This window comes from Paenibacillus terrigena DSM 21567 (assembly GCF_000374845.1).
GTDB lineage: Bacteria > Bacillota > Bacilli > Paenibacillales > Paenibacillaceae > Paenibacillus_K > Paenibacillus_K terrigena.
In genome coordinates, this window is sequence record NZ_KB895415.1 from 99,684 (window position 1) to 123,535 (window position 23,852).

Consider the following 23,852-nt stretch of genomic DNA (forward strand, 5'->3'; position numbering starts at 1 on the left):
AACTAATCTAACAGATCCCCTTGGAAAATTTGTTCACGCTGCAGGAACTTGCGAAGCCCAACATATTGCGCAGATGTCCAGAACGCCGCATCATTGACGAGTCTCCCTGCGTCATCACGCGCTTGTTCCAGAACAGCAAAATCCGCTACCATATCCGCAAGACGGAACTCCGGAAGACCACTCTGTTTCGTACCGAAGAAATCCCCCGGACCACGCAGCTCCAAATCCCGCCGAGATACCTCGAAGCCATCATCCGTCTCCGTCATGACCTGCATCCGCTGCTGACCCACTTCGGACTTAGGATCTGCGATCAGAATACAATAGGATTGGTGTTCTCCCCGACCAACGCGACCACGAAGCTGATGAAGCTGCGATAACCCAAATCGATCCGCATCCATTATGATCATCAATGTGGAATTCGGCACATCCACCCCAACCTCGATAACCGTCGTCGAGATAAGTACCTGCACTTCATTTCGACTGAATTGCTGCATGACTTCTTCTTTCTCCTGCGCACTCATCCGACCATGAAGAAGACCTACACGATAATGAGGCAGCGCTTGCTGAATCTGTACATGCAGATCAATCGCATTCTGGACATCAATCTTCTCCGACTCTTCGATTAACGGACAAATCATATAGGCCTGGCGACCTTGATCCACCTCTTTGCGAATGAAGCCAAGTACGCGCTCCAGCATGCTGTGCTTCACCCAGAACGTCTGAATCGGCTTCCTCCCTTTGGGGCGTTCCGAAATCGTGGAGACATCCATATCACCAAAAGCAGAAATGGCGAGTGTCCGTGGAATAGGAGTCGCTGTCATCGTCAGCACATCCGGGTTCATCCCTTTGCGCCGCAGAATACTCCGCTGATTCACCCCGAACCGATGCTGCTCATCCGTCACGACAAGACCAAGCTGTCTGAAGAATACATCCTCTTGGATCAACGCATGTGTACCAACCACAATATCGATCATGCCCATCTGCAGCGATGCGAGCAGATCCTTACGTTTACGCCCCGTCACACTGCCTGTGAGCAGACCGACTTGAATACCGTGAGGCTCGAAGAGCTTCTGTAGTGAACGCAAATGCTGCTCGGCGAGAATCTCTGTCGGTACCATCAGCGCGCCTTGATACCCTGCCCGTACCGTAGCGAACAATGCAATTGCAGCAACAACCGTCTTCCCGGAACCAACATCCCCTTGCAGCAATCGATTCATACAGCTAGGAGAGCGTAAATCACTTAATATTTCGGTGACGACCTGCTTCTGTGCATCGGTTAGCTCGAAAGGCAAGCTGCGCACAAACTCTCGTACCGTGCGATTCTCCACTTGGTGCGCAATGCCGTCCATACGTTCACGCGTCAACGTCCGGAACGCTTGCAGCTTCAGCTGGAACATGAACAATTCCTCATAGACCATCCGATTGCGGGCCTGCTGCCCTTCTTCCGTATTCTGCGGATGATGGATAAGTGCAATCGCTTGTTTGCGAGGCATAAAATGATACTGCTCCACCAAAGCGTACGGAAGGACCTCTTCAATCATCGCACCGAACTGTGTTAAGGCTTGTACCATCGTCTTGCGCATCCAGGTCTGCGTAATCTTGCCGTGGACGGTATAGACCGGCTGCAGTGTGCCTTTTCGCCCGCTCCCTCGGTCTGGGAACTCCGAGTCCGCGACCGTAATTTGCATCCGCTTCTGCTCCCATTTTCCCGTTAGCACGATTTCTCGTCCGGCAATGATCTGCTCTTGAAGGAAGTGACGGTTGAACCACGTGGCTGTCACGAGAAAATCGCCAATCATCACCTTACAAGTCATCCGGGACTTATTCCGTCCGAATCGCGATACTACGGGAGGGCTCGCGATCTTCCCTTCTACCGTGACCTTCTCGCCATCCTTCACCTCGGTTAAATCTCTTAGCCGATAGTCCTCATAGCGATAGGGATAATATTCGAGCAGATCCGCTACCGATAAAATGCCAAAGGCGTGAAGCTCTAGTTCCTTCGGAGCACTCACGCCACTTACTTTACGTAATGAAATTTGTCTTAAGTCCATCTGTTCCATGGCTAACCCTCATTCACCGGGGTCACGAAGAGTGCGATTACACCTGGACCCGTATGGGTTCCGATGACCGAGCCTATCGTTGTATATTCCACAGAAGCTACATCGAATTGCTCACGCATAAGACCAATTAATTCTTCTAACGCACCGCGCTCTGTCGCATACCCCGCAGCAATATGTATTTGTCTGCCCTCAAAATCCTTCTTGAACATGTCGACAACGCGTGCCATCGCTTTCTTCTGACCACGCACCTTATCGACAGCATGCACTTCGCCTTCCACATCAATCGATAGGATCGGCTTAATGTTCAGTAACGTTCCGAGTACAGCAGAGGCTTTCCCGATACGGCCGCCCTTCTGCAAGAAATCGAGCGTATCGAGAAGAAAGTACAATTTACGTTCATTCTGAAATCTCGTGATCATCGCTAGAATTTCATCCTTCGACTTCCCTTGCTCTGCAAGCCGTGCGGCCAGCACGACCATCTGCCCGAACCCATAGGAGGCCGATCTGGAATTCACTATGGATACGCGCCCCTCATTGGAGGTATCCTCTTCTTCAACCATCGATTTCGCGAGCACAGCCGACTGATACGTACCGCTTAAAGCCGCAGATAAATGAATCGATATAATTTCGGTATCTGGCTCCGCTAACAATTGTTTGTAGACTTCAGTGAAATCAAGCGGAGAAGGCTGCGACGTCGTCGGGAGCTTCTCCGATTTCGTAAGCTTATCATAGAATTGTGCCGGCTCGATCGTTACCGCATCCATGTACATCTCATCACCAAAATGCACTTTCAGTGGAACCATTCGGATATCATACTGCTCTCTTATCTCACGAGGGATATCCCCGGTGCTATCTGTTACAATACGCACTTGACCCATATCCAATTCCTCCTTATTCAAGGCTTAGGTATACGCAATGCGAGTTATTATCGAAGATTTACTCTACGGAGAACAGATAATGATAGATTGGCTGTCCGCCTGGATGAATCTCCACTTCCGCATCTGGGAATTGCTCTGCCATCCATGACGATAACTGCCCAGTTGTCTCTTCTTCTGCATCGTCTCCGACCAAGATCGTGACAATCTCGTCGCCGCTGCCGATCATTTGGCGAAGCAAGTCCTGACAAGTCTCCACAATGGAATCGGTTGTCGCGACAATTTTGGAATTATGAATCCCGATATAGTGACCCGCTTTGATCTCAAGGCCATCTAGGCTCGTATCACGGATCGAATACGTCACTTGACCTGACTGCACATGCGAAATGCCCTGCCCCATCGCTTCAATATTCACTTCGACGGATTCGTCTTCTTGGAAAGCAAATGCTGCTGCAAGACCTTGCGGAATTGTCTTCGATGGCAATACCGTTACTTCACGGTCCATTACGAGCTCCTTGGCTTGCTGTGCCGCAAGAATAATGTTCGAGTTGTTCGGAAGAATCAAGATATGCTGCGCAGAGATTGACTCAATCGCCTTGACGAAATCTTCTGTACTCGGGTTCATCGTCTGCCCACCTGAGAGAACGACATCTACGCCAAGACTTGTGAAGATATCCGAAATCCCTTGTCCCATCGAGACAGAAATCATCCCATAAGCAGCAAGCTCATCTGCTGGAGGTTCAACAGCCGTCTCTACAGTTCCCGCTTCTTCTCTATCAATGGCAGGATACAGTTCCGGCATCGGCGTAACATCACCGCCATCGGCTAGTAGATCACGGTGCTGCTCACGCATATTCAGAATATTAATCTTGATCAATTCACCATATTGCAGCGATTCACTCAGGACATCGCCTGGCGCTTTGGAATGTACGTGAACCTTCACAATCTCTTGATCCGCGATCACGATGATCGAGTCCCCATTCTTCGCAAGCGCTTTCCTGAATTGGTGCTCGTCGAACTTCTTTTGCGGTTTTCCTAAATTTAACTGAATGAAAAACTCCATATCGTACAAAAATTCAATATCTTCCGTTGATAATTGCGATTGTGCAGACACTGTATGCTTCACCGAATCTACAGTGGAAGCTGTAGTTGCAGGATGCGCTGGCACGTCCGTAAGAGAAGCTTCGCCAGCCTCAATAGCTTGCAAGAACCCTTCGTAAATGTAGACGAGTCCTTGTCCACCTGAATCCACGACACCGACTTGCTTCAGCACCGGCAGTTGGTTTGGCGTGTTCGCCAAAGCCTCATTCGCCTTCAGGAGCACTTCACGCATCAATTCCGAGATATCTGTCGTACGGCGAGCGATTTGCACTGCGTGCTTGGCAGCCTCTTTCGCAACGGTCAAGATGGTCCCTTCTACAGGTTTGACGACTGCTTTGTAAGCTGTATCCACACCACTCTGCAGTGCAGCAGCAAATTGATTTGAATTGACGGAATCTAGCCCTACGACGGATTTGCTAAATCCACGGAATAATTGGGAGAGAATAACTCCCGAATTCCCACGTGCGCCCATCAGTAGTCCTTTGGACAGCACCTCAGCGCTCTTCCCAAGCGACGGAGAGCTCTTCTCCCGTAGTGCATTCACGCCCGCCGCCATCGTTAAATTCATATTCGTTCCTGTATCTCCGTCTGGGACAGGAAACACATTTAATGAATTCACATGATCGGAATACTGATGCAATTGATTTGCACCCCGTAAGACCATGCTTGTAAAATCTGCCCCATCCAATGAAAACTTCCTCAAGGTGTATTCCCCTTCCTAACTTATTACACGTACGCCCTGCACAAACACATTCACCACATCAACATGAATTCCGACGATTTCATTCAGCACATACTTCACTTTAACTTGAATATTATGAGCAACTTCGGATATTTTCGTACCATAGCTGACAATAATGTATAAATCTATTTGAACCTGGTCATTCACCTTACGAATCTCAACACCACGAGCCAAGTTCTCACGGCCGAGCAGTTCAGCAATGCCATCCTTCAATTGTTTGCGCGAAGCCATTCCTATCAGCCCATAACAATCCAGAGCAGCAGAACCTGCAATGATCGCTACGACATCATCAGATATGTACACTTTTCCACTTTCCATGCTGAGTTGAATAGTCATCTCTCTTTTCTCCACTCCTTTTTGTGTATTATGGACTAATCAACATTGTACTATAATAGATAAGATAAATAAATAAAGTTTTTTAGGTGAGTTGACGAAGCAAATTTGCCTATGCTATTATATATAAGTATTGTTTTATGCAGGTGTCTCGAACAAGGAGGTGTACTCAATGTCTCGCAAATGTTTCGTAACTGGCAAATCGCCAAAAACAGGAAACCACGTTTCCCACGCAAACAACAAAAACAAACGCACTTGGGGCGTTAACGTTCAAAAAGTTCGTATTTTGGTAGATGGCAAGCCAAAACGTGTTTATGTTAGCACACGCGCATTGAAATCCGGTAAAGTAGCTCGCGTATAATAACTGATAAACTCATAAGCAAAAAGCACCTGCTCTCGCAGGTGCTTTTTTAAATGTAAAAAACTTTTATAAGTATCATAATTCCAGCTAGCCTATACAAAGTCTTGACTCCACCATAGGATGAAGAAGACGATACCGTAGATTAGCGCGTTACTACGCGCTAGTTCTTATGGAACGTATTCAAAATCGCCTTTACAAAGCCTCCCAAGAACTTCGGTAACTTGAATGTATAAAATTTCATACTCCACCCTCCCAACATTTTCTAAAGAACCCCCACTCCCGCACACTTATGTATCCATCATATGCGGGAACGGCATGCCCTATTCCATAGAGAATGATAAGGATAAGCCCAAATCCTAAATCGATGCAGGTATCGGATTCGTCTTCACAAATTGAATCATCGTGATCACGACAATAAAGAGGAGGAAGAATATGATCGATAGAACGACATACCAAATCCGAATCGCAAGGCGTTCATATTTACGGAAGAAATAAATCGTAATCACAAGCGCCAGCAAGGAACAGATTAAGTTCGCAGGCGACGCCATTAACGTATAAGTCCCGAGCAATATGCCCGATAATAGACTGGCTACAATTAACCACAGTGCTGTCACGAAAGTCACTCCTTACGATGTCATGCGATCTCGAATGCGTTCCATTGCAGCTTTGCGATCTTGTTGCCCAAATACAGCGCTGCCTGCAACGAGCACGTCTGCACCTGCTTGAACGACACGCGCAACGGTCTCTTCGTTAACTCCACCATCTACCTCGATATGCACATGCTGTAATCCACGAGCATCTAACATGTTGCGTAGTCTAGTGATTTTGGACAACGTGCTCTCAATGAAGCTCTGACCGCCAAATCCCGGATTCACCGTCATAATTAAGACCATATCCAGATCTTCAAGCACTTCCTCAATCGCCGATAACGGTGTTGCTGGATTCAGAGCGACCCCAGCCTTAACCCCCTGCTCTTTGATCAAGTGGATGACACGGTGGAGATGCGTACATGCCTCAGCATGAACCGTAATCCAATCCGCACCAGCCTTAGCGAATACAGGAATATATTGTTCAGGTTTCTCAATCATCAGATGAACGTCAAGTGGTAGCGTTGTATGCGGACGAATGGCATCCACAATTAACGGACCAATCGTAATATTCGGCACGAAATGACCATCCATCACGTCCACATGGATCCAGTCGGCTCCACCGCGCTCAACTTCTTTAATTTCATCCCCAAGCTTAGCAAAATCCGCAGACAAAATGGACGGAGCAATTTTATGTTTCATCGTTTAGTACCTCCGTTTCTTTTCTTTCATTTCATTGTAGAACAGCTCGTAATGCGCATACCTGCTCGCCGAAACCTCACCCGCTTCTTTAGCAGCAAGCACTTTACAGCCCGGCTCATGCAGATGCGTACAACCTCGGAATTTACACCCTGCCGCATAGTCCCGGAACTCCCGGAAGCAGTCGCCTAATGCCTCAACACCAAGCTCTAAGAAGTCGAGCTGACTGAATCCCGGCGTATCCGCTACGAATCCCCCAGCAGGCAGAGGAATCAATTCCACATGTCTTGTCGTATGCTTACCGCGGCCAAGCCTCATACTGATCTGATTCGTCTCCAGTGCAAGCCCTGGCAAGAGTGCGTTAAGCATCGAAGATTTACCCACCCCGGATTGACCAGCAAAGACACTGATTTTTCCCGTCAGCTGTGCCATAAGCTCTTCCTTACCTAGTCCCGTCACAGAACTTGTTCGAATGACAGTATAGCCAATCTGTTTGTACAGCGCCTCAGCATCCTCAATCCGCGTTAACTCTCGTTCCGCAATGGAAGACACGCTAACCTCAACATCCTTCTCCGATGAAGACTCATCGAGCAAGTCTTCCTTGGTGAAGCAGATCACAACATCCAGTCCAGCATGTTCAATATGAACAAGGAATTTGTCGAGCAACTGTAGATTAAGTTCCGGTTCTTGAACTGAGAAGACAAGAATCGCTTGCTCCACATTGGAGATCGGTGGACGGATCAGCTCCGAAGAGCGAGGGGAGATCGCATCGACCATCCCCTCCCCGTTCTCCGTAAGCGTATATTCAACGTAATCGCCAACAAGCGGCGACTCGCCTCTTTTCTTGAAAATCCCGCGCGCCCGGCATTGAATGAGCTCACCTGACGCTTCAATATAGTAATAACCGCTTAATGCCTTAACAATTAATCCTTGAGGCATATTCTCGCTCCTATTCTTCGAATGGCAGCATCCCTCCGCTTCGATTGTGTGGCTTAGTCATCATTATGTTTGTCTTTCTTATCTTTCCCATTACCATGGCCGTTGCCATTGCCGTTGCCGTTGCCATTACCGTTTCCATTGTTCCCCGTATCGAAGCTGCTGTCGGTCCATTCGTTGGTCGTAGTTCCATCCGTAACAGGGTCCGTGGTTGCAGGGACATCGATTTGCGGAATCTGAACCGTTCCATTCTTCGCATCAAAGTAAGAGACAGGATACGAATCAAGGAACTCTTTGTTCCGATAGACATTAACGACACCATCTTTATTCGGGGCAAGCACGAGATCGATGGCAAACGTCTGAACATGTGAAATGGTCTGAGCAGGACCCCATTCAATATTTTCTCCGCGAGCATCGGAATAGACAATCCGAATGGAGCTCTTCTTGCCCTCTTCGACAGGTGCGATCGGCAGATTGAATGTGTATTCAATCGCTTCCGGCGGATAACCTGAACTCACGTAGATCATAACCTCCGAATTCGGCTCAGCCATCTCCTTCGGTTCATACGGCCATTGCTTAAATACTTCACCTTTCGGGAAGTAACTCGGCTCCCGCTTCACGCCGCCGGATTCTGCTGCAAGCTTCAAACCGGCAGATTGTATTAATGCCTTCGCCTCATCTTCCGTTTTGCCAATCAAATTCGGCATCGGCTTCGCCGCGCTGCCCTTACTCACCGTAAGACGTATTTGCAGCTGCGCAAGGTCACTGTCGGTTCCCGCCTCTGGTGATTGAGCGAATACCCTACCCGCTGCCACATTATCATTGTTTTCTTCTACTTTCGTAATCTGGCTCTCCGGCACTTTCAGATCGATTAGCATCTGACGTGCTTCCGTATACGATTTATTGGTCAACTCCGGCATCTTGAACATCGGAACTCCTTCGCTGACCGAAATCGAGATCGTAGAGCCTTCCTTCACCTTCGTGCCTTCCGGCTTACTCTGCTCGAATACGATCCCCTTCGCAAAGCCTTCCTTATTCACGCGGTTGACCGGCTCTTCGATGTCAATCTTCAGATCCGACAACTGCTTCCTTGCCTCTTCCTCCGTAAGATTCACGAGGTTCGGCAGCGTTACCTCCGGGACATAGACAAGCTTCTGCACATACAGCACGACCCCGAGCATAATCGCAAGAAACACGATAGTCGCTCCTACCCAAACGGCTGGCTTCACCCACTTCTTCTTGGGCTCTGTACGTTCGTTCTCCTGCTCTTCTGTCTCTTCTTTCACTTCACGAGCAATCGGAGCTGCAGCTTTCTTCGGCGCAATACGATCCGGCTTAATGGCAGGAATAACACGTGTCTTCTGCTCATCGATAAATGCATCGTCTTCGAAGCCAATCTTCTTCTCGAACCGACGATCCGCTGATAGGCTTGTATCCAGATCCGCCATCATTTCTTTGGCCGATTGATAGCGTTCCTGTGGATTCTTGCGCATCGATTTCAGAATAATGTTCTCTACACTCTGAGGAATCAGAGGATTGACCACGCGCGGCTCCTCGAATTCATCTTGCAGATGCTTAAGCGCAACACTGATCGGGCTCTCGCCAAGGAATGGCAGACGCGCAGTGAGCATCTGATAGAGCACAATCCCAAGCGAATATAAGTCCGACTTCGCCCCTGTAGCAACGCCCTTTGCATGTTCTGGCGAGAAGTAATGCACAGACCCCAGCACCGAACCTGCATGTGTAATCGTAGACGAGGTCACAGCACGAGCTATCCCAAAATCCGTCACCTTCACACGGCCATTTTTGCCAATAAGAATGTTATGCGGCTTGATGTCACGGTGAATAATCTCGTTATGGTGCGCATGATCCAAAGCATCACAGATTTGCATCGCAATATGTATCGCTTCTTCGGCCTGGAGCGGCGCCTTCTCTTTAATATACTCATTTAAATTCTGACCTTCGACGTATTCCATCACAATATAATGAATGTCTTCTTCTTGACCTACATCATAGATACTTACAACATTCGGATGTGATAAGGCTGCCGCTGACTGGGCCTCCCGACGAAACCGACGAATAAACTCCTCATCATGGACGAACTCTTGACGCAAAATTTTAACGGCTACGTTACGTCCTAATAATAGGTCCTGGGCTTTATAGACAAGCGCCATACCGCCGCCGCCTACTCGTGTTAGTATCTCGTAACGTCCGCCTAGTTCATGACCAATCATTCCGCCCACCCCCTTACTGCGCTGTCGTTAATTCCTGATGTCTGTTCCAATAGAACAACTGTAATATTATCTTCTCCGCCCGCTTGCAGGGCTAGTTGAAGCAGTTGATCCGCTCTCGCAGCAAGAGAGTCTTGTACCGTATTGACGGTACGCTTCATTTCATCTTCCGTAACGCGATTGCTTAACCCATCGCTGCACAGCATAAGCGTATCATGCTCAGTAAGTGCGACAGGGATTAACTCTACGGACACATGTGGGTCCGTTCCTAATGCACGAGTCACAACATTTTTCATCGGATGATGCTGCGCTTCTTCGCTGCTAATCTGACCCTTCTTCACCAACTCGTTCACGAGAGAATGATCTTCTGTCAGCTGTTCGATCACATCTTCATTTATTTTGTAGACGCGACTATCTCCAATGTGACCGATCATGCCCTTTAGACCATCGAGAAGGACAGCCACGATCGTCGTCCCCATATTATGATACTTCCTGTCTTGCGAAGCGAGTTCGTAAATCACGCGGTTCGCTCGCAGAATCGCTGCAGCTAGCGCATCCCCTAATTCTTCAGCAGAAAGCCCCGAACGGAGCGACAGCAATTGCTGCGAGACCGTCTCAACGGCTAGCCTGCTCGCGGTGTCCCCCGCTTGATGACCACCCATTCCATCTGCAACAATTGCGAGTGTTACCCCGCTGTCCAGAGCTTGTACCCAAGATAGATCTTCATTGACTGTTCGAACGCGCCCAACATCGGAACGCTGTACCATATTCATGGCTCTCACCTCGCTATTTGGCTTCCAAATGCTTCGCCCGCAATTGTCCGCAAGCCGCTGCGATATCATGTCCTTGTTCGCGACGAATGGTCGCATTAATTCCTTTACGCTCTAGAATCCGTTGGAATTCAAAAATATCATTACGCGGTGTTCTTACGTAGTTGCGCTCAGGCACGTGGTTAACAGGAATCAAGTTCACATGGCAGAGCATGTCCTTAATCACATCAGCAAGCTCTTCCGCATGTTCAGGACGATCGTTCACACCGCCAATGAGGGCATATTCGAACGTAATTCTGCGTCCCGTCTTCGCCAAATAGTAACGAAGTGAATCCATAACATCATTGAATGGGAATCTGCGATTCACCGGCATGAGCTTCGAGCGAAGCGCATCATTAGGAGCATGGATGGAAATCGCTAGATTAATCTGTGTATTCTCGTCCGCAAATTTATAAATATTCGGTACAATGCCACTTGTCGAGACAGTGATGTGACGCTGCCCAATATTAAGACCCTTCTCATGAATCATAATACGTAAGAACTTCATGGTCTCCTCATAGTTCTCGAAAGGTTCGCCTGTTCCCATAATCACGATACTGCTTACGCGTTCATCGCGTGTATCGAGAATTTTCTGAGCTTGAACGACTTGCGCAACAATCTCGCCTGCAGTTAAATCTCGTTTCAATCCACCTAGGGTTGAAGCACAGAACGTACAGCCGACACGGCAGCCCACTTGCGTCGTGACACACACGCTATTACCGTAGTTGTGCTTCATCACAACCGTCTCAATCGCATGTTCATCGTGTAGGCCGAAGAGGAACTTCACCGTACCGTCCTTGGATTCAAACTTCGTAATTTCTTTTAAAGTTACAAATTGAAACTGCTCTTCTAGTTTATGCCGGAGTTCTTTGGACAAATTACTCATTTGTTCAAAGTTATCTACGCGTTTCACATAAATCCAATCGAAGATTTGAGCCGCTCGAAATACAGGCTCCCCGTTCTCCTTGGCCCATATTTGCAGTTCTTCAAGTGTAAAATCATAAATAAATGGTTTATCCAATTTTTCTCACAACCTATTCAGTCCATTTTCTACTTAGTTTATCTCATTCGTCCTATTTTAACATAAATAACCCCCTGGCTAAAGAGGGAGGAATTTTTCCAAGAAAGTAATCACCTCTTACCCCCTCGCTCAATATGATAGGTATGGGTGAATGACCACGTCAGAGACGGAAGAGGTGAATAGTGATATGGCTGTCGTCAAAGCAAATTCCGAAGATATAAAAGTACTAGCACGACTCCTGCGAGCAGAGGCAGAAGGTGAAGGTGAACAAGGCATGTTGATGGTCGGCAATGTTGGAATTAACCGAATTTTAGCTGACTGCCTTGATTTCTTGAATATTCGCAATATCAACGATATGGTCTACCAAAGTCCTGGCGGATTCGAAGCTGTCCAGAAAGGATACTTCTATCAAAGGGCACGCGATAGAGACATCCGACTCGCCCAAAGAGCAGTTAACGGCGAACAAATATGGCCGGCAAGCAATGCCTTATGGTACTTCCGTCCATCAGGGGACTGTCCACCGACATGGTACAACCAAGAACTTAGCGGCAGATTCAAATTACATTGCTTCTATATCCCGGAGGGAGAAGTCTGCCCGAAAGTCTATCGTTCACGTTAACACCTAAAAAGAGATATTATTTGAGGAGGAATAGAACGCAATGAATTACGTTTATCGAGGATCAGTAGGTAATTATGGATATATGATGCCAGCTCCCGCTCCAGCACCAGCAGGAATCCCAATGCCGCAAAGCACCATGCCCGGTTATCCCGCTGCCGCTCCAATGAACCCTGGCATGCAAGGAATGCAAGGAATGCAAGCGCAAGGGGTAGCACCTGGTACACCCGTCGGACCTATGACTGCCACAACCGGTGCCGTGATTACACCATCAGGGACGACAGTAGCTCCACCTCAATACGAGCAATCTTATGTAGAGAATATCCTTCGTATGAACCTCGGCAAAACCGGTACATTCTACATGACATATGAGAATAACTGCGAATGGAACGCCAAAATTTTCCGCGGCGTCATTGAAGCAGCAGGGCGCGATCACATTATCATCAGCGATCCGACAACAGGACAACGCATTCTCATGCTGATGGTGAACCTCGATTATATAACTTTTGACGAACCTCTCAACTATACGTATCCGGGCGTGATTGGCAACCCGACTCGCTAATTCACGAGCAGTTTATATATTTACAAAAGAACCTCCCGCTCCCACAAACCTGTGGAATAGGAGGTTCTTTGATGGATTAGGATTTGCGTTTCATGAATCTTGCGATAAAAAATCCGTCCGAATGGAACTGATGCGGTAGAATCTGAATTAGATTCGCAGGCTCCCCAGTCTTCTCGCAAATATCGAGCCAAGCCGGACTCGCCGATTCTTCGCCCGCCCAAGTGAAGTCCGGGTGCCGGTCAAGGAAAGCCTCCGCCATACGAACATTCTCTTCCGGTTCAGTCGTACAGGTGCTATAGACGAGAATTCCGCCTGGACGAAGAAGAGATTGAACTTCATCGAGCAGCTGCGATTGCAGCGCTGCAATCTGCTCCACTTCTTCCGGCTTCTTTGCCCATTTCAAGTCTGGTTTACGCCGAATTACGCCAAGTCCTGAACAAGGAGCATCGAGCAGAATGCGCTCGAAGGACGCAGGCTTCAACTGCTTAGCCAAAGATAACGCATCGCTCACTCTCGTCTCAATCGACCCTAGCTTCAATCTGAAGGCTTGTTCCGCAATCAGCTTCTGCTTGTGTGGATGTACATCATTCGCTAAGACATGGCCCGTATCATTCATCAGCTCTGCAATATGCGCCGTTTTGCCGCCTGGGGCCGCACAGCAATCCAATATTTTCATTCCAGCTTCAGGATTCAGCGCTTCGGCAACAAGCATCGAGCTTTCATCTTGCACCGAGAAGAGTCCATCTTTGTACCAATCCGTCAAAGCCATATTGCCGCCGCTATCAACCACAATGCCTGCAGGCGATATCTCAGACGGACGTGCATCCATGCCTGCTGACGTCATCGCTTCGAGCATGGAATCCCGATCCGTCTTCACACAATTCACTCGAACACTTACATGTGGTGCTTCATTGTTCGAAGCACACATCGCAATGGCAGCTTCTTCACCATACTGCCGAATCCAACGTTCTACCATCCATTCCGGATGCGAATAGGAGAGCGCGATACGGGCAACACGATCCAACGATTCAGGAATGCTAAGCGATTCCTTATTACGCAGCACATTCCGCAAAACGCCGTTCACCATGCCTGAGATCCCTTGATGGCCTTTGCGTTTGGCAATGTTCACCGCTTCATTCACGGCCGCATGCGGTGGAATCCGATCGAGGTAATAGATCTGATAGAAGCTTAGGCGCAGCAAATTTCGCACCCAAGGCTGCAGCTTCGCAAGTCCTTTGCTCACGAATGAGCTTAAGAAATAGTCAATGGTATTCAGTCGTTGAATTGTCCCATAGACCAATTCCGTAGCAAATCCAGCCTCCGTACGCTCTAGCTGCAATTTCTGGAGCGATTGGTTCAAGAGCAGATTGCTATAAGCGCCCTCCTGCTCCACACGGGTCAAGACATCAAGTGCAACTTCACGAGCAGATATCTTTCTTTTCGCCGCCCCGCTCACGTTAGTATCGTTCCCTTCGTCATTTTCCCGCCGCGCACAAATTCCGCAGCATCCATTGCTTTCTTACCAGCAGGCTGAACTTGCATCAGAATGATCGAACCGTCTCCTGTCTTCACTTCAATGCCATTCGGATCGCAGGCAAGGACTGTGCCCGGCACAGCATCCATAGCGCTCACTGACACACGGCATGACCATACCTTGAACACTTCATCCTGCCAGAGGGTGAACCCACCCGACCATGGAACAAGGCCGCGGACTTGGTTGAAAATATCTCTCGAGCTGCGTGACCAATCAATTCGCTCATCTTCACGCGTCAAATTCGGCGAATACGTAGCAAGTGAATCATCCTGCTTAACGGCTTCGATGCGTCCAGCAATCAATTCAGGCAGCGTCTCTCGAAGCAGATTCGCTCCAGCAATACTGAGCTTCTCGAACATCGTTCCCGCCGTATCCTCGTCGGTAATCGGCACCTCGACGCGCGAGATCATATCCCCCGTATCCAAACCTTCCGCCATATACATAATCGTAACACCGGTAACGGTCTCCCCATTCATAATCGAACGTTGAATTGGCGCTCCACCGCGGTATTCGGGCAGAAGCGAACCGTGTACATTGATGCAGCCTAATCGCGGAAGATCCAAAACCGCTTTGGGTAGAATCTGTCCATACGCAGCCGTTACGATCAAATCAGGTTGCAACTTGGCAAGCTCATCGACCGATTCAGGACTGCGAAGTTTCATCGGCTGGAGCACAGGAATACCGTTCTCAATCGCTACTTCCTTCACAGGGGTCGGTGTTAATAACCGTTTTCTACCCTTTGGCCGATCCGGCTGCGAGACGACTGCCGCTACGTTATATCCTTCGCTTAATAACATTTGTAGTGCTGGAACGGCGAACTCCGGCGTCCCCATAAATACAATTTTCATTTAATTCTCCTTGCCTTTCCGTTCGGTAGTGTCGTAGAGTTTCTCGGCAAGCTCTGTGAACAATACCCCATTCAAATGATCAACCTCGTGCTGAAAAGCGCGTGCCAGCAGCTCCGAGCCTGTAATTATAATTTCTTCGCCATGACGATTCAAGCCCTTCACCGTAACCGTCATTGCACGACGAACATCACCATTGATTCCAACGATGCTTAGGCACCCCTCTGAACCGAATTGCTCGCCTTCTTTGGAAAGTATCTCAGGGTTAATCATCTCAATCAACCCATGCTCATCACCACAATCAACCACAATAACACGCTTAAGGATGCCCACCTGCGGCGCAGCTAAGCCAACCCCATCCGCATCATACATCGTCTCTGCCATGTCGTCGATCAATTTAATAATTTTAGGCGTAATCTCCGTTACTTCTTTTGCACGTTTATGCAGCACCGGATCTGGCTCTTGCACAATAACTCGAACGGCCATCACAGCACCCTCCTTCATTCACTTTTCTCTATCTAGTCGTTACATTAACATTTGGGGATCGACATCCACACTGATAAGCAGTTGTTGTCCTCTGACATGTTCATCGAACTCCGCGGAGATCGCGCGTACAAGCTGCACGGCATCAACGTTCCCCCGATATTTTAACATACATTGAAATCGGTATCTATTCTTGATCCGAGGCATCGGCGATGCAACGGGCCCGAGCAATTCGAATGCATCTTCCGAAGGACTATCCAGCGCCTGACTCCATCCGTGTGCAATCGCTTGTTCCCTCACGCGTGTCGCGAAATTCTCACTCATTCGAACCAGCAAAGGAAGCTGTTCATGCGAGAACGTAATCAGAATCAGATTACAATAAGGCGGATAGGCCCGCTTCCAACGATGCTCCAATTCATCCCGAGCAAACGCCTCAAAATGATGCTCCGATGCATGTTGAATGGAATAGTGCTCAGGCGTATACGTCTGAATAAATACTTCCCCAGGCAGGTGATGACGGCCTGCGCGGCCTGCTACCTGTGTTAACAGCTGAAAGGTACGTTCCGCTGCACGGAAATCCGGAATGTTCAGCGCCGAATCTGCTGTGATGACACCTACCAGTGTCACATAAGGAAAGTCAAGTCCTTTGGCAACCATCTGTGTGCCTAAGAGAACATCGGCCTGACGATCTCGGAACTGACCGAGCAGCTTTTCATGGGAGCCTTTCTCCGTCGTCGTATCCACATCCATTCGAATGACTCGGATACCTGGGAACAGCTTGGAAAGCTCCTCCTCGACGCGCTGCGTACCGGTGCCGAAATAGCGAATATGCTCACTCTCGCAAGAAGGACATGTCTTGGGCGCTTTCTCGGCATGACCGCAATAGTGGCAGCGTAAGTGATCCGACTTCTGATGATAGGTCAAGGCGATATCGCACTCCGGACATTGAGCCACGTATCCGCAAGTCCGGCACATGACAAAAGTCGAATACCCGCGCCGATTAAGCAGCAGGACCATCTGCTCCTGCTTCTTGAGGCGGTCTTCAATCGCTTGATATAGCGGACGACTGAACATCGACCGATTGCCGTTCTTAAGCTCTTCACGCAGATCTACGATATGAACCGTCGGAAGATCTCGCCCGCCAACCCGCGTCGGCATAGACAGCAGCCGCATCGGAGCTTGATCATCGAAGCCCGGCAAAGGCTGTCCTTCAACGGCAGCACGATAGCTCTCCAGCGAAGGCGTAGCCGAACCCAAGATGACGACAGCCCCTTGCTGCGCAGCTCGTTTCACTGCTACATCTCGTGCATGATACTTCGGACTCTCTTCTTGCTTATACGAAGTCTCATGTTCCTCATCGATAATCACAAGCCCAATTTGTTCGAATGGCGCGAATATCGCTGAACGCGCACCAATCGCAACCTTCACCTTGCGCTCGCGAATTTTGCGCCATTCATCATACCGCTCACCATGAGAGAGTCTGCTGTGCAGCACGGCGACTAACGCGCCAAATCGGCTCTTAAATCGTTCCACCATCTGCGGCGTAAGGGAGATTTCCGGGACGAGTACGATGGCTTCACGGCCCTGGGCTATACAATGCTGAATCGACTGCAAGTAGACCTCCGTCTTCCCGCTTCCAGTAACACCGTGCAGCAAGAACAAATCATGTTCGCGTGTGTCTAGCGATGCCTCTATCCTATCATATACGTGCTGCTGTTCTTCGGTGAAACGCATCGGCTCCGATTTCTTGAACCGACGATCCGCATAAGGATCACGGAACACTTCCATCTCCCGGATATCCACGTAACCTTTATCTTCAAGCCCTTTAATCGTTGAACTCGTCGTATGCAGCTCTGTGAGCAAATCCGTCATGAGCATCGGCTGCCAGGTCTGCATGAGGAACTCTAAAGCTTCCTTCTGCCGACGGGCCTTGGTTGGGAACGAAGCAAGTATCGCTTCCGCTTCTTCTTCCTCGATCTTTAAGAGCACCGTCTTCACTTTCTTCTTCGCGACACGGTCTTTGATGGATTGCGTCTCGATTAAGTACCCTTGCTTTAGCAGGCGTTTGATCAAGTTCTCATGCGCAGGGAACATCGAGGTCACCTGTTCAAGCTTCATCGGCCCTAAACGCTCAACGGTCTCAAGCACAGTGCGTTCCTCTGGAAGCCACAGCAATTCATCATCCTGATATGTCTCCGAGACATGCAGCACGCGCTCAACCTTGCCTTTCAGCGCGGTTGGTATCATCGATTGCAGTGCGGCAATATCGTGGCATACATACTTTGCACTCATCCAAGCGCCCAGCTCGATCAAATCGGGGGATAAAGGAGGAACGAGATCCAAGAGCTCCTGAATATATTTCATGCGACTTTTATTCACTTCTAATGACTCATCCGATGTGAACCCCACCACAAAACCTTGCACAGTTCTTGGTCCGAATGGCACCCCGACCCGGCTGCCGACTTCAATCCAAGGCTCCATCGTATCCGGAATCATATAATCAAATGGCCGATTGGTCTGCTTACTCGGCACATCGACAATCACTCTTGCATAACGTGTCAACCGCGTCCACCCGCCAACCGTTCAGAGACGATGCGGAGTAGACGATGCGCAACTTGATCTTTGGACATTTGCGGTAGTGCTTCAACAAGGCCCTGACGGTCATAGATATGAACAATATTCGTATCCACACCAAATCCGGCGCCTTCCGCAGTCACATCGTTTGCGACCATAAGGTCGCAGTTTTTCCGCGATAATTTATCAAGCGCATAGCGCTCCACATCATTCGTCTCTGCCGCGAATCCAACGACGAACTGCTGCGTCTTCCGTCTTCCAATTTCCTGCAAAATATCTTGCGTACGCTCAAGCTCCAGCGTCAACCGTTCATTGGTCTTCTTCATCTTGCTGGATTCCATTTTCGCAGGACGATAATCCGCGACTGCTGCCGCTTTGATAATGATATCCGCTTCTTCCATCCGTTCCATTACACGATCGTACATGTCTTGTGCTGACATCGCCTGAATGACCTCGACACCTTCCGGCGGAGGCCCATCCGTACTTGCTGCGATCAACTGCACATGCGCACCCAAATCCCGTGCTGCACGTGCAATCGCGTATCCCATTTTGCCGGAGGAATCATTCGTAATGTAACGAACAGGGTCAATCCGTTCAACCGTCCCCCCTGCTGTTACGATCACTGTGCGACCTGCTAACAGCAATGGCTCATCCTGCTGCGTCGCCGCACGATGCTGATCCGCGAAGAAGCGCTCGATGAAGTGGAATATATCCTCGGGTTCAGCGAGTCTTCCTTGTCCGACGTACCCGCAAGCAAGTTGACCTGTCCCCGGCTCAATAAACAACACCCCGCGTTCTTCGAGCACTTTCATGTTATGAACCGTTGCAGGATGCTGATACATGTGTACATTCATTGCAGGGGCAACAACCACAGGAGCTGTCGTTGCAAGCAATACATTCGTTAACATGTCATCTGCCAGGCCATACGTCATTTTAGCCAATGTATTGGCTGTTGCGGGTGCGACTACGACTAAATCTGCCTCGTCAGCGAGATGAATATGAGATACGACGGACGGATCGCGCTCATCGAACGTATCCGTGTATACCGAGTTGCGTGATAACGCCTGCAATGTCAATTCCGTCACGAAATGTTTGGCAGACTCTGTCAGGATGACATGGACGTTCGCACCATGCTGCACGAGTCTGCTGCATAGCGTAATTGCCTTATACGCTGCGATGCCTCCGCTAATCCCTAGAATAATCTTCTTTCCGTTCAACATGGGTATCCCCCTTATCAATAAATAGAATTTTACGTTTCTATTTAGAGAAACTTCATAAATTCTATTGTGGTAAAAAAATAACAACCTTTCGGTTGTCGAGGAAGAACGAGCCTTATCTTTATAATTCGTGATTAATCTCTAGGTTCAGCGTTACGCTCAATTTGAACAAAATCGCCGTAGATCTCTTCAAGCGCTGTTCCTACGAATTTGTGGGATTTGGGATTGCGAAGATCAGACTTGGATCCGTCTCTTAATTGTCTAGCCCGACGTGAAGCTGCAACGACTAGCGAGTATTTGCTGTCCACTTTGTTCATCATTTCATCGATCGAAGGGTATAGCATTTGAACACCTCATTCTTTTCTAATAAAAATCCAATAAAGCCTTGGCGCTATTATTCTTTCGGGATCTTACAATGCTCAGCGGTAATAATCGAATCAATCCGTCTGCATGCATGTTCGATCTCGTCGTTGACAACGGCATAATCATAATACTCAATCATATTGATCTCTTCTTCTGCTACAGACATCCGATGATCAATCACGGTATCATTCTCAGTGCCGCGACCTTTGATACGATCCTTCAACTCATCCAAGGAAGGCGGCAATAAGAAGATGAAGACTCCTTGCGGGAAAGACTTTTTCACTTGCAAAGCACCTTGAACTTCAATCTCAAGGATAATATCTTTGCCTTCATTGATTGTCTGCTCGACGAAATCGCGCGGTGTTCCATAATAGTTCCCCACATATTCAGCATACTCGAGCAGTTGGTTATGCTCAATCATATCCAGAAATTGCTCGCGGGACTTATAGAAGTAGTTCACACCTTCTTCTTCACCCATACGCGGCTGACGCGTCGTTGCAGACACGGAATAGATTAGATTAGGCATCTTTTTGCGTAGGGCGGTACATACCGTACCTTTACCTACACCAGAAGGGCCGGATAACACAATTAATAAACCTTTACTCATAGTATTCTCCATCTCATTCGTCGTTGTCATCATCCTTGGTCGAGAGGCGATGCGCTACAGTTTCAGGTTGTACTGCAGATAGAATAACGTGATCGCTATCTGTAATAATAACCGCACGCGTACGGCGACCATAGGTTGCGTCAATCAGCATATGCCGATCGCGCGCTTCTTGAATAATCCGCTTAATTGGCGCGGACTCTGGGCTTACGATCGAGATAATTCGATTCGCGGATACGATATTCCCGAAACCGATGTTAATCAGTTTGATAGCCATTTCTGGTTTCCCCCTATAATAAATGCATTATTCCATATTCGCGACCTGTTCACGAATTTTCTCCAGTTCGGCTTTCATGTCAACCACACGATTTACAAGCGCAAGGTGATTCGCTTTCGATCCAATCGTATTCACTTCACGATTCATTTCTTGAATTAGAAAATCCAGCTTACGTCCTATCGGCTCATGCATCTGTAACAAAGTACGGCATTGCCCAAAATGGCTCTTGAGCCGAGTCAATTCTTCATCAATATTGCAACGTTCCGCGAACAGGGCTAATTCCATACCGAATTTATGCTCATCGAATTTGAAGGTGGCATCCTGCAAATCCGCTAGCCGCTGTCTCAATTTCGTTCGGTATTCGGAGACGACGGTCGGGGCGAGGAGGACAAGTTCTTGATGAATCGCCTCTAAAGTGGTCAATCTAGATCCTGTATCTTCTGCCAGATGGTGCCCCTCTCTAGCACGCATCTCACATAATCCGTTCAGTGCTTCTTGTAAGCCAGCTACCAAATGCTCCTCGACTTCTTCGTTCGCAAGCGTCGAATCCTCACGCGCAACGAGAACATCAGGCATCTGCATCAGTTGATTCAATGTTAACGTATCCGTGAATCCGAATCGCTCTCGCAGCGCACTAGCTGCTTGCACATAAGAATGTGCTGCAGACCAATTGATATGCGGTGTATTGAGAGCATCTTCTTCCTTCTCTTTGTTGATAAAAATATCAATTCGTCCACGTCCAAGACGGTGCTGGACGATACGTTTCAGTACATCTTCGTAGCATGTCCATTCCCGCGGAAGACGGATAACCGTCTCACAGTAGCGGTGATTAACGGATTTAATCTCGATCTGCACTCTATAGCCGCCAAAATGTCTCGCGGAATGACCAAATCCTGTCATACTGAAAACCATGGGGACCACATCCATTACACTATAATAATTGATTCTAATAATCGTTACAAGTATGCGTTCAAAAAGTCTGCTTTTGAGTTTCCTCTACATAGTGGATTGGAGCACTGAGGCTTTTTCCCAGACATACGACGTCAACGTAACACTCATCTCATAGAACATGAACGGTGTCATGAAGTAGATTCCATTAAACCGCGGCATCGCCGTATCGAGCAATTCCTTCGCAATCTCGATACCTACTTTTCTTCCCTCTTCCCCTTCCAGGCCAGCCATCCGTTTGAGAACCTCATCAGATAACTGAATTCCTGGCACTTCATTATGAAGATATTCGGCATTGCGTCCGCTTGCAAGCGGCATAATACCAATGAATATCGGAATATCCAGATGCTTCGTGGATTCATAGATTCGTTCAATTAATGCTGGATCATAGACAGGTTGTGTCATAATATAATCCGCGCCAGCTTCAATCTTCTTCTCGAGGCGCTGTACAGCTTTATCCAAGTATTTTACATTCGGATTAAACGCTGCGCCTATGATAAAATTCGCTTTCTGTTTCAGCGGTTTCCCAGAGAAAGCAACGCCTTCATTTAATTGTTTGATCATGCGAATAATCTCAAAAGAAGTTAAATCATAGACCGAGCTAGATCCCGGTAAATCGCCAAATCGTGCAGGATCCCCTGTGACGGCGAGTACATGATCAATATCTAATGCATCGAAGCCCATCAGATGCGACTGTGTTCCAATCAAATTACGGTCACGGCATGCAATATGAATGAGCGGGCGCAATCCCGTCTCTACCTTAACTTTATTGCCGAGGGCCATATTACTCATACGTGTAACTGCAAGAGAATTGTCAGCTAACGTCAACGCATCGACCCTCACATCCTTCAAGGCCGCTGCACCCTTCATGAATTTCGTGATGTCCAGATCACGCGGAGGATCTAGTTCAACGATGACCGTATGACGCTGCTTGACAAGATCCACAATGCTAGGATTCCCCGTTGTACCCGCAGGAGGTTCTACAACAGCATGTTTGGCCGCAGACACACCCGTGCTGGACGGACTCTTCACTTGTACATTTCCTTCCGCGTTCGGTACGAATCCAACAAGCGCCTTTGCAATCGCTTCGACATGCGCCGGTGTTGTTCCGCAGCATCCACCGATAAGCTGTACACCCATATTCGCGAATTTGATGGCGCATTCACCGAAATACTCCGGAGAAGTCATATACATATATTTGCCATCAACATAGTCAGGAATACCCGCGTTCGGGAACACGGAGATCGGTAAATGATAGAATCCTTGAATTTTTTCAACGGAATGAAGAATTCCTCTAGGGCCTGTATGGCAGTTAAATCCAATGACATCCGCACCTACAGCTTCAATAATCTTGAAAGCTTCTTCTAACGAGAACCCGTCCATCGTCGTACCGCCGGCTTCCACAGCAAATTGACAAATGACCGGCAGATCACTTAATTCTCGCAGCTTCTCGAGCGCAATCTTCATTTCTTCCACATCATAGAATGTTTCTAATAGAATCCCATCGACACCTTCTGCGAGCAGCGCACGAAACTGCTCTTCGAAGCAATCTTGTAAATAATCTACTAAAATATTTTTACGGCGACCGGCACGAATCGGGCCGACAGCGCCTACGACATAAGCCGATTCCCCCGCAGCTTGACGCGCGATACGAACGCCGGCGCGGTTAATTTCTTCCACTTTGCCTTCGAGGCCGTATTTGGATAATTTATCAGCATTCGCAGAGAAGGTATTCGTCTCTACGAGCTGCGCTCCCGCTTGAACATACTCCCGATGAACATTCTCGATAACGTCCGGGTGGAGCAGATTCAACTCCTCATAGGAAGTGCCCACAGGAAAACCCATGTTGTACAAATAGGTCCCCATCGCTCCGTCACCTACGAGAATTTGCTGCTGTAATGCTTGACGTAAATCAATCTTCATGAACCCCACCCCATTAAGTTTAAGTAAACCTACTGTATCATAATTCATATGAAAAAATAAGCACAAAATGACCCCACACCGGGCGGCCTTGACTTCGAAGCTGATTCAAGTACTTTGCGAGGACCCCCAAAATCAACCATTCAATAAACAA

24 protein-coding genes are annotated in these 23,852 nt (G+C 48.3%); 3 read left to right on the forward strand and 21 right to left on the reverse strand.

All coding sequences use genetic code 11. From position 1 onward, the window contains the following. Positions 1–2: 2 nt before the first annotated feature. From recG to C558_RS0112050, 4 genes are read right to left on the reverse strand one after another with little or no spacing between them, the layout of a single operon-like run. Positions 3–2,060, reverse strand: a complete 2,058-nt coding sequence (gene recG / locus C558_RS0112035) for an ATP-dependent DNA helicase RecG (protein WP_018756528.1) — start codon at positions 2,058–2,060, stop codon at positions 3–5. Between the two features lie 2 nt (positions 2,061–2,062). After that, a complete protein-coding gene (locus C558_RS0112040) occupies positions 2,063–2,938 on the reverse strand; it encodes a DegV family protein (RefSeq protein WP_018756529.1) in 876 nt (291 codons plus the stop codon). A gap of 58 nt (positions 2,939–2,996) precedes the next feature. After that, a complete protein-coding gene (locus C558_RS0112045; protein ID WP_156826093.1) occupies positions 2,997–4,739 on the reverse strand; it encodes a DAK2 domain-containing protein in 1,743 nt (580 codons plus the stop codon). Between the two features lie 15 nt (positions 4,740–4,754). Next, a complete protein-coding gene (locus tag C558_RS0112050) occupies positions 4,755–5,114 on the reverse strand; it encodes an Asp23/Gls24 family envelope stress response protein (protein WP_018756531.1) in 360 nt (119 codons plus the stop codon). A gap of 169 nt (positions 5,115–5,283) precedes the next feature. Here C558_RS0112050 and rpmB point away from each other — a divergent pair, with 169 nt between their 5' ends. Further along, positions 5,284–5,472: a 50S ribosomal protein L28 gene (gene rpmB / locus C558_RS0112055; RefSeq protein WP_018756532.1), complete on the forward strand. Its 189-nt coding sequence runs from the start codon at positions 5,284–5,286 to the stop codon at positions 5,470–5,472. A 160-nt stretch (positions 5,473–5,632) separates the two neighbouring features. On the opposite strand, the gene spoVM is transcribed toward rpmB, so the two are convergent. The 7 genes from spoVM to rlmN all read right to left on the reverse strand — a co-directional run bounded on the left by spoVM (position 5,633) and on the right by rlmN (position 11,755). Further along, positions 5,633–5,713, reverse strand: coding sequence for a stage V sporulation protein SpoVM (gene spoVM, locus C558_RS30920; protein WP_018751565.1), 81 nt, complete (start codon positions 5,711–5,713; stop codon positions 5,633–5,635). 115 nt (positions 5,714–5,828) lie between these two features. Beyond that, positions 5,829–6,086: a hypothetical protein gene (locus C558_RS0112065; RefSeq protein ID WP_018756533.1), complete on the reverse strand. Its 258-nt coding sequence runs from the start codon at positions 6,084–6,086 to the stop codon at positions 5,829–5,831. Positions 6,087–6,098: 12 nt separating this feature from the next. Continuing rightward, a complete protein-coding gene (gene rpe / locus C558_RS0112070) occupies positions 6,099–6,761 on the reverse strand; it encodes a ribulose-phosphate 3-epimerase (RefSeq protein WP_018756534.1) in 663 nt (220 codons plus the stop codon). Between the two features lie 3 nt (positions 6,762–6,764). Beyond that, positions 6,765–7,697: a ribosome small subunit-dependent GTPase A gene (gene rsgA / locus C558_RS0112075; protein WP_018756535.1), complete on the reverse strand. Its 933-nt coding sequence runs from the start codon at positions 7,695–7,697 to the stop codon at positions 6,765–6,767. A gap of 53 nt (positions 7,698–7,750) precedes the next feature. Further along, positions 7,751–9,928, reverse strand: a complete 2,178-nt coding sequence (pknB, locus tag C558_RS0112080) for a Stk1 family PASTA domain-containing Ser/Thr kinase (protein ID WP_018756536.1) — start codon at positions 9,926–9,928, stop codon at positions 7,751–7,753. After that, the gene (locus C558_RS0112085) at positions 9,925–10,698 is read right to left on the reverse strand and encodes a Stp1/IreP family PP2C-type Ser/Thr phosphatase (RefSeq protein WP_018756537.1); all 774 of its coding nucleotides are present in this window, start codon (positions 10,696–10,698) and stop codon (positions 9,925–9,927) included. The genes pknB and C558_RS0112085 overlap by 4 nt, the downstream gene beginning before the upstream one ends. Before the next feature lie 13 nt (positions 10,699–10,711). Beyond that, entirely contained in the window at positions 10,712–11,755 is a 1,044-nt protein-coding gene (rlmN, locus tag C558_RS0112090) for a dual-specificity RNA methyltransferase RlmN (protein ID WP_018756538.1), read from the reverse strand. A gap of 187 nt (positions 11,756–11,942) precedes the next feature. Between rlmN and C558_RS0112095 the strand changes: the two genes are divergently transcribed. Both C558_RS0112095 and gerQ read left to right on the forward strand, forming a co-directional pair. Further along, the gene (locus tag C558_RS0112095; RefSeq protein ID WP_018756539.1) at positions 11,943–12,374 is read left to right on the forward strand and encodes a cell wall hydrolase; all 432 of its coding nucleotides are present in this window, start codon (positions 11,943–11,945) and stop codon (positions 12,372–12,374) included. Between the two features lie 40 nt (positions 12,375–12,414). Then, positions 12,415–12,933 carry a spore coat protein GerQ gene (gene gerQ, locus C558_RS30925; RefSeq protein WP_018756540.1) on the forward strand — a complete coding sequence of 173 codons (519 nt, stop codon included), beginning with the start codon at positions 12,415–12,417 and terminating at the stop codon, positions 12,931–12,933. 76 nt (positions 12,934–13,009) lie between these two features. Here the strand turns inward: gerQ and rsmB are convergent, their stop codons facing one another. From rsmB to C558_RS0112150, 10 genes are all read right to left on the reverse strand, one after another. Continuing rightward, positions 13,010–14,389 carry a 16S rRNA (cytosine(967)-C(5))-methyltransferase RsmB gene (gene rsmB, locus C558_RS0112105; protein WP_018756541.1) on the reverse strand — a complete coding sequence of 460 codons (1,380 nt, stop codon included), beginning with the start codon at positions 14,387–14,389 and terminating at the stop codon, positions 13,010–13,012. Beyond that, positions 14,386–15,315 (reverse strand): methionyl-tRNA formyltransferase, encoded by a 930-nt coding sequence (gene fmt / locus C558_RS0112110; RefSeq protein WP_018756542.1) that lies wholly within the window; start codon positions 15,313–15,315, stop codon positions 14,386–14,388. Before fmt ends, rsmB begins: the two co-directional genes overlap by 4 nt. Next, on the reverse strand, positions 15,316–15,798 hold the full coding sequence (gene def, locus C558_RS0112115) for a peptide deformylase (RefSeq protein WP_018756543.1): 483 nt from the start codon (positions 15,796–15,798) through the stop codon (positions 15,316–15,318). It lies immediately after the preceding gene. Positions 15,799–15,837: 39 nt separating this feature from the next. Beyond that, positions 15,838–18,357: a primosomal protein N' gene (gene priA, locus C558_RS0112120; RefSeq protein ID WP_018756544.1), complete on the reverse strand. Its 2,520-nt coding sequence runs from the start codon at positions 18,355–18,357 to the stop codon at positions 15,838–15,840. After that, positions 18,354–19,589: a bifunctional phosphopantothenoylcysteine decarboxylase/phosphopantothenate--cysteine ligase CoaBC gene (gene coaBC, locus C558_RS0112125; protein WP_018756545.1), complete on the reverse strand. Its 1,236-nt coding sequence runs from the start codon at positions 19,587–19,589 to the stop codon at positions 18,354–18,356. The genes priA and coaBC overlap by 4 nt, the downstream gene beginning before the upstream one ends. A 131-nt stretch (positions 19,590–19,720) precedes the next feature. Beyond that, entirely contained in the window at positions 19,721–19,930 is a 210-nt protein-coding gene (gene rpoZ / locus C558_RS0112130; protein ID WP_018756546.1) for a DNA-directed RNA polymerase subunit omega, read from the reverse strand. Between the two features lie 50 nt (positions 19,931–19,980). Further along, complete coding sequence (gene gmk / locus C558_RS0112135) at positions 19,981–20,556, reverse strand: guanylate kinase (protein WP_026263874.1); 576 nt, start codon at positions 20,554–20,556, stop codon at positions 19,981–19,983. A gap of 13 nt (positions 20,557–20,569) precedes the next feature. Further along, positions 20,570–20,830, reverse strand: a complete 261-nt coding sequence (gene remA / locus C558_RS0112140) for an extracellular matrix/biofilm regulator RemA (protein ID WP_005548256.1) — start codon at positions 20,828–20,830, stop codon at positions 20,570–20,572. Positions 20,831–20,857: 27 nt separating this feature from the next. Further along, complete coding sequence (locus C558_RS0112145; protein ID WP_018756548.1) at positions 20,858–21,742, reverse strand: YicC/YloC family endoribonuclease; 885 nt, start codon at positions 21,740–21,742, stop codon at positions 20,858–20,860. 84 nt (positions 21,743–21,826) lie between these two features. Further along, positions 21,827–23,701 carry a bifunctional homocysteine S-methyltransferase/methylenetetrahydrofolate reductase gene (locus C558_RS0112150; RefSeq protein ID WP_018756549.1) on the reverse strand — a complete coding sequence of 625 codons (1,875 nt, stop codon included), beginning with the start codon at positions 23,699–23,701 and terminating at the stop codon, positions 21,827–21,829. Positions 23,702–23,852 lie beyond the last annotated feature (151 nt).

What these genes read in the sequence shown, in the direction of transcription:
- recG (WP_018756528.1), bottom strand. Translation starts at nt 2,060, where the DNA reads ATGGAACAGATGGACTTAAGACAAATTTCATTACGTAAAGTAAGTGGC.
- C558_RS0112040 (WP_018756529.1), bottom strand. Translation starts at nt 2,938, where the DNA reads ATGGGTCAAGTGCGTATTGTAACAGATAGCACCGGGGATATCCCTCGT.
- C558_RS0112050 (WP_018756531.1), bottom strand. Translation starts at nt 5,114, where the DNA reads ATGACTATTCAACTCAGCATGGAAAGTGGAAAAGTGTACATATCTGAT.
- rpmB (WP_018756532.1), top strand. Translation starts at nt 5,284, where the DNA reads ATGTCTCGCAAATGTTTCGTAACTGGCAAATCGCCAAAAACAGGAAAC.
- spoVM (WP_018751565.1), bottom strand. Translation starts at nt 5,713, where the DNA reads ATGAAATTTTATACATTCAAGTTACCGAAGTTCTTGGGAGGCTTTGTA.
- rpe (WP_018756534.1), bottom strand. Translation starts at nt 6,761, where the DNA reads ATGAAACATAAAATTGCTCCGTCCATTTTGTCTGCGGATTTTGCTAAG.
- rsgA (WP_018756535.1), bottom strand. Translation starts at nt 7,697, where the DNA reads ATGCCTCAAGGATTAATTGTTAAGGCATTAAGCGGTTATTACTATATT.
- pknB (WP_018756536.1), bottom strand. Translation starts at nt 9,928, where the DNA reads ATGATTGGTCATGAACTAGGCGGACGTTACGAGATACTAACACGAGTA.
- C558_RS0112085 (WP_018756537.1), bottom strand. Translation starts at nt 10,698, where the DNA reads ATGAATATGGTACAGCGTTCCGATGTTGGGCGCGTTCGAACAGTCAAT.
- C558_RS0112095 (WP_018756539.1), top strand. Translation starts at nt 11,943, where the DNA reads ATGGCTGTCGTCAAAGCAAATTCCGAAGATATAAAAGTACTAGCACGA.
- gerQ (WP_018756540.1), top strand. Translation starts at nt 12,415, where the DNA reads ATGAATTACGTTTATCGAGGATCAGTAGGTAATTATGGATATATGATG.
- fmt (WP_018756542.1), bottom strand. Translation starts at nt 15,315, where the DNA reads ATGAAAATTGTATTTATGGGGACGCCGGAGTTCGCCGTTCCAGCACTA.
- def (WP_018756543.1), bottom strand. Translation starts at nt 15,798, where the DNA reads ATGGCCGTTCGAGTTATTGTGCAAGAGCCAGATCCGGTGCTGCATAAA.
- coaBC (WP_018756545.1), bottom strand. Translation starts at nt 19,589, where the DNA reads ATGTTGAACGGAAAGAAGATTATTCTAGGGATTAGCGGAGGCATCGCA.
- rpoZ (WP_018756546.1), bottom strand. Translation starts at nt 19,930, where the DNA reads ATGCTATACCCTTCGATCGATGAAATGATGAACAAAGTGGACAGCAAA.
- gmk (WP_026263874.1), bottom strand. Translation starts at nt 20,556, where the DNA reads ATGAGTAAAGGTTTATTAATTGTGTTATCCGGCCCTTCTGGTGTAGGT.
- remA (WP_005548256.1), bottom strand. Translation starts at nt 20,830, where the DNA reads ATGGCTATCAAACTGATTAACATCGGTTTCGGGAATATCGTATCCGCG.
- C558_RS0112145 (WP_018756548.1), bottom strand. Translation starts at nt 21,742, where the DNA reads ATGGTTTTCAGTATGACAGGATTTGGTCATTCCGCGAGACATTTTGGC.
- C558_RS0112150 (WP_018756549.1), bottom strand. Translation starts at nt 23,701, where the DNA reads ATGAAGATTGATTTACGTCAAGCATTACAGCAGCAAATTCTCGTAGGT.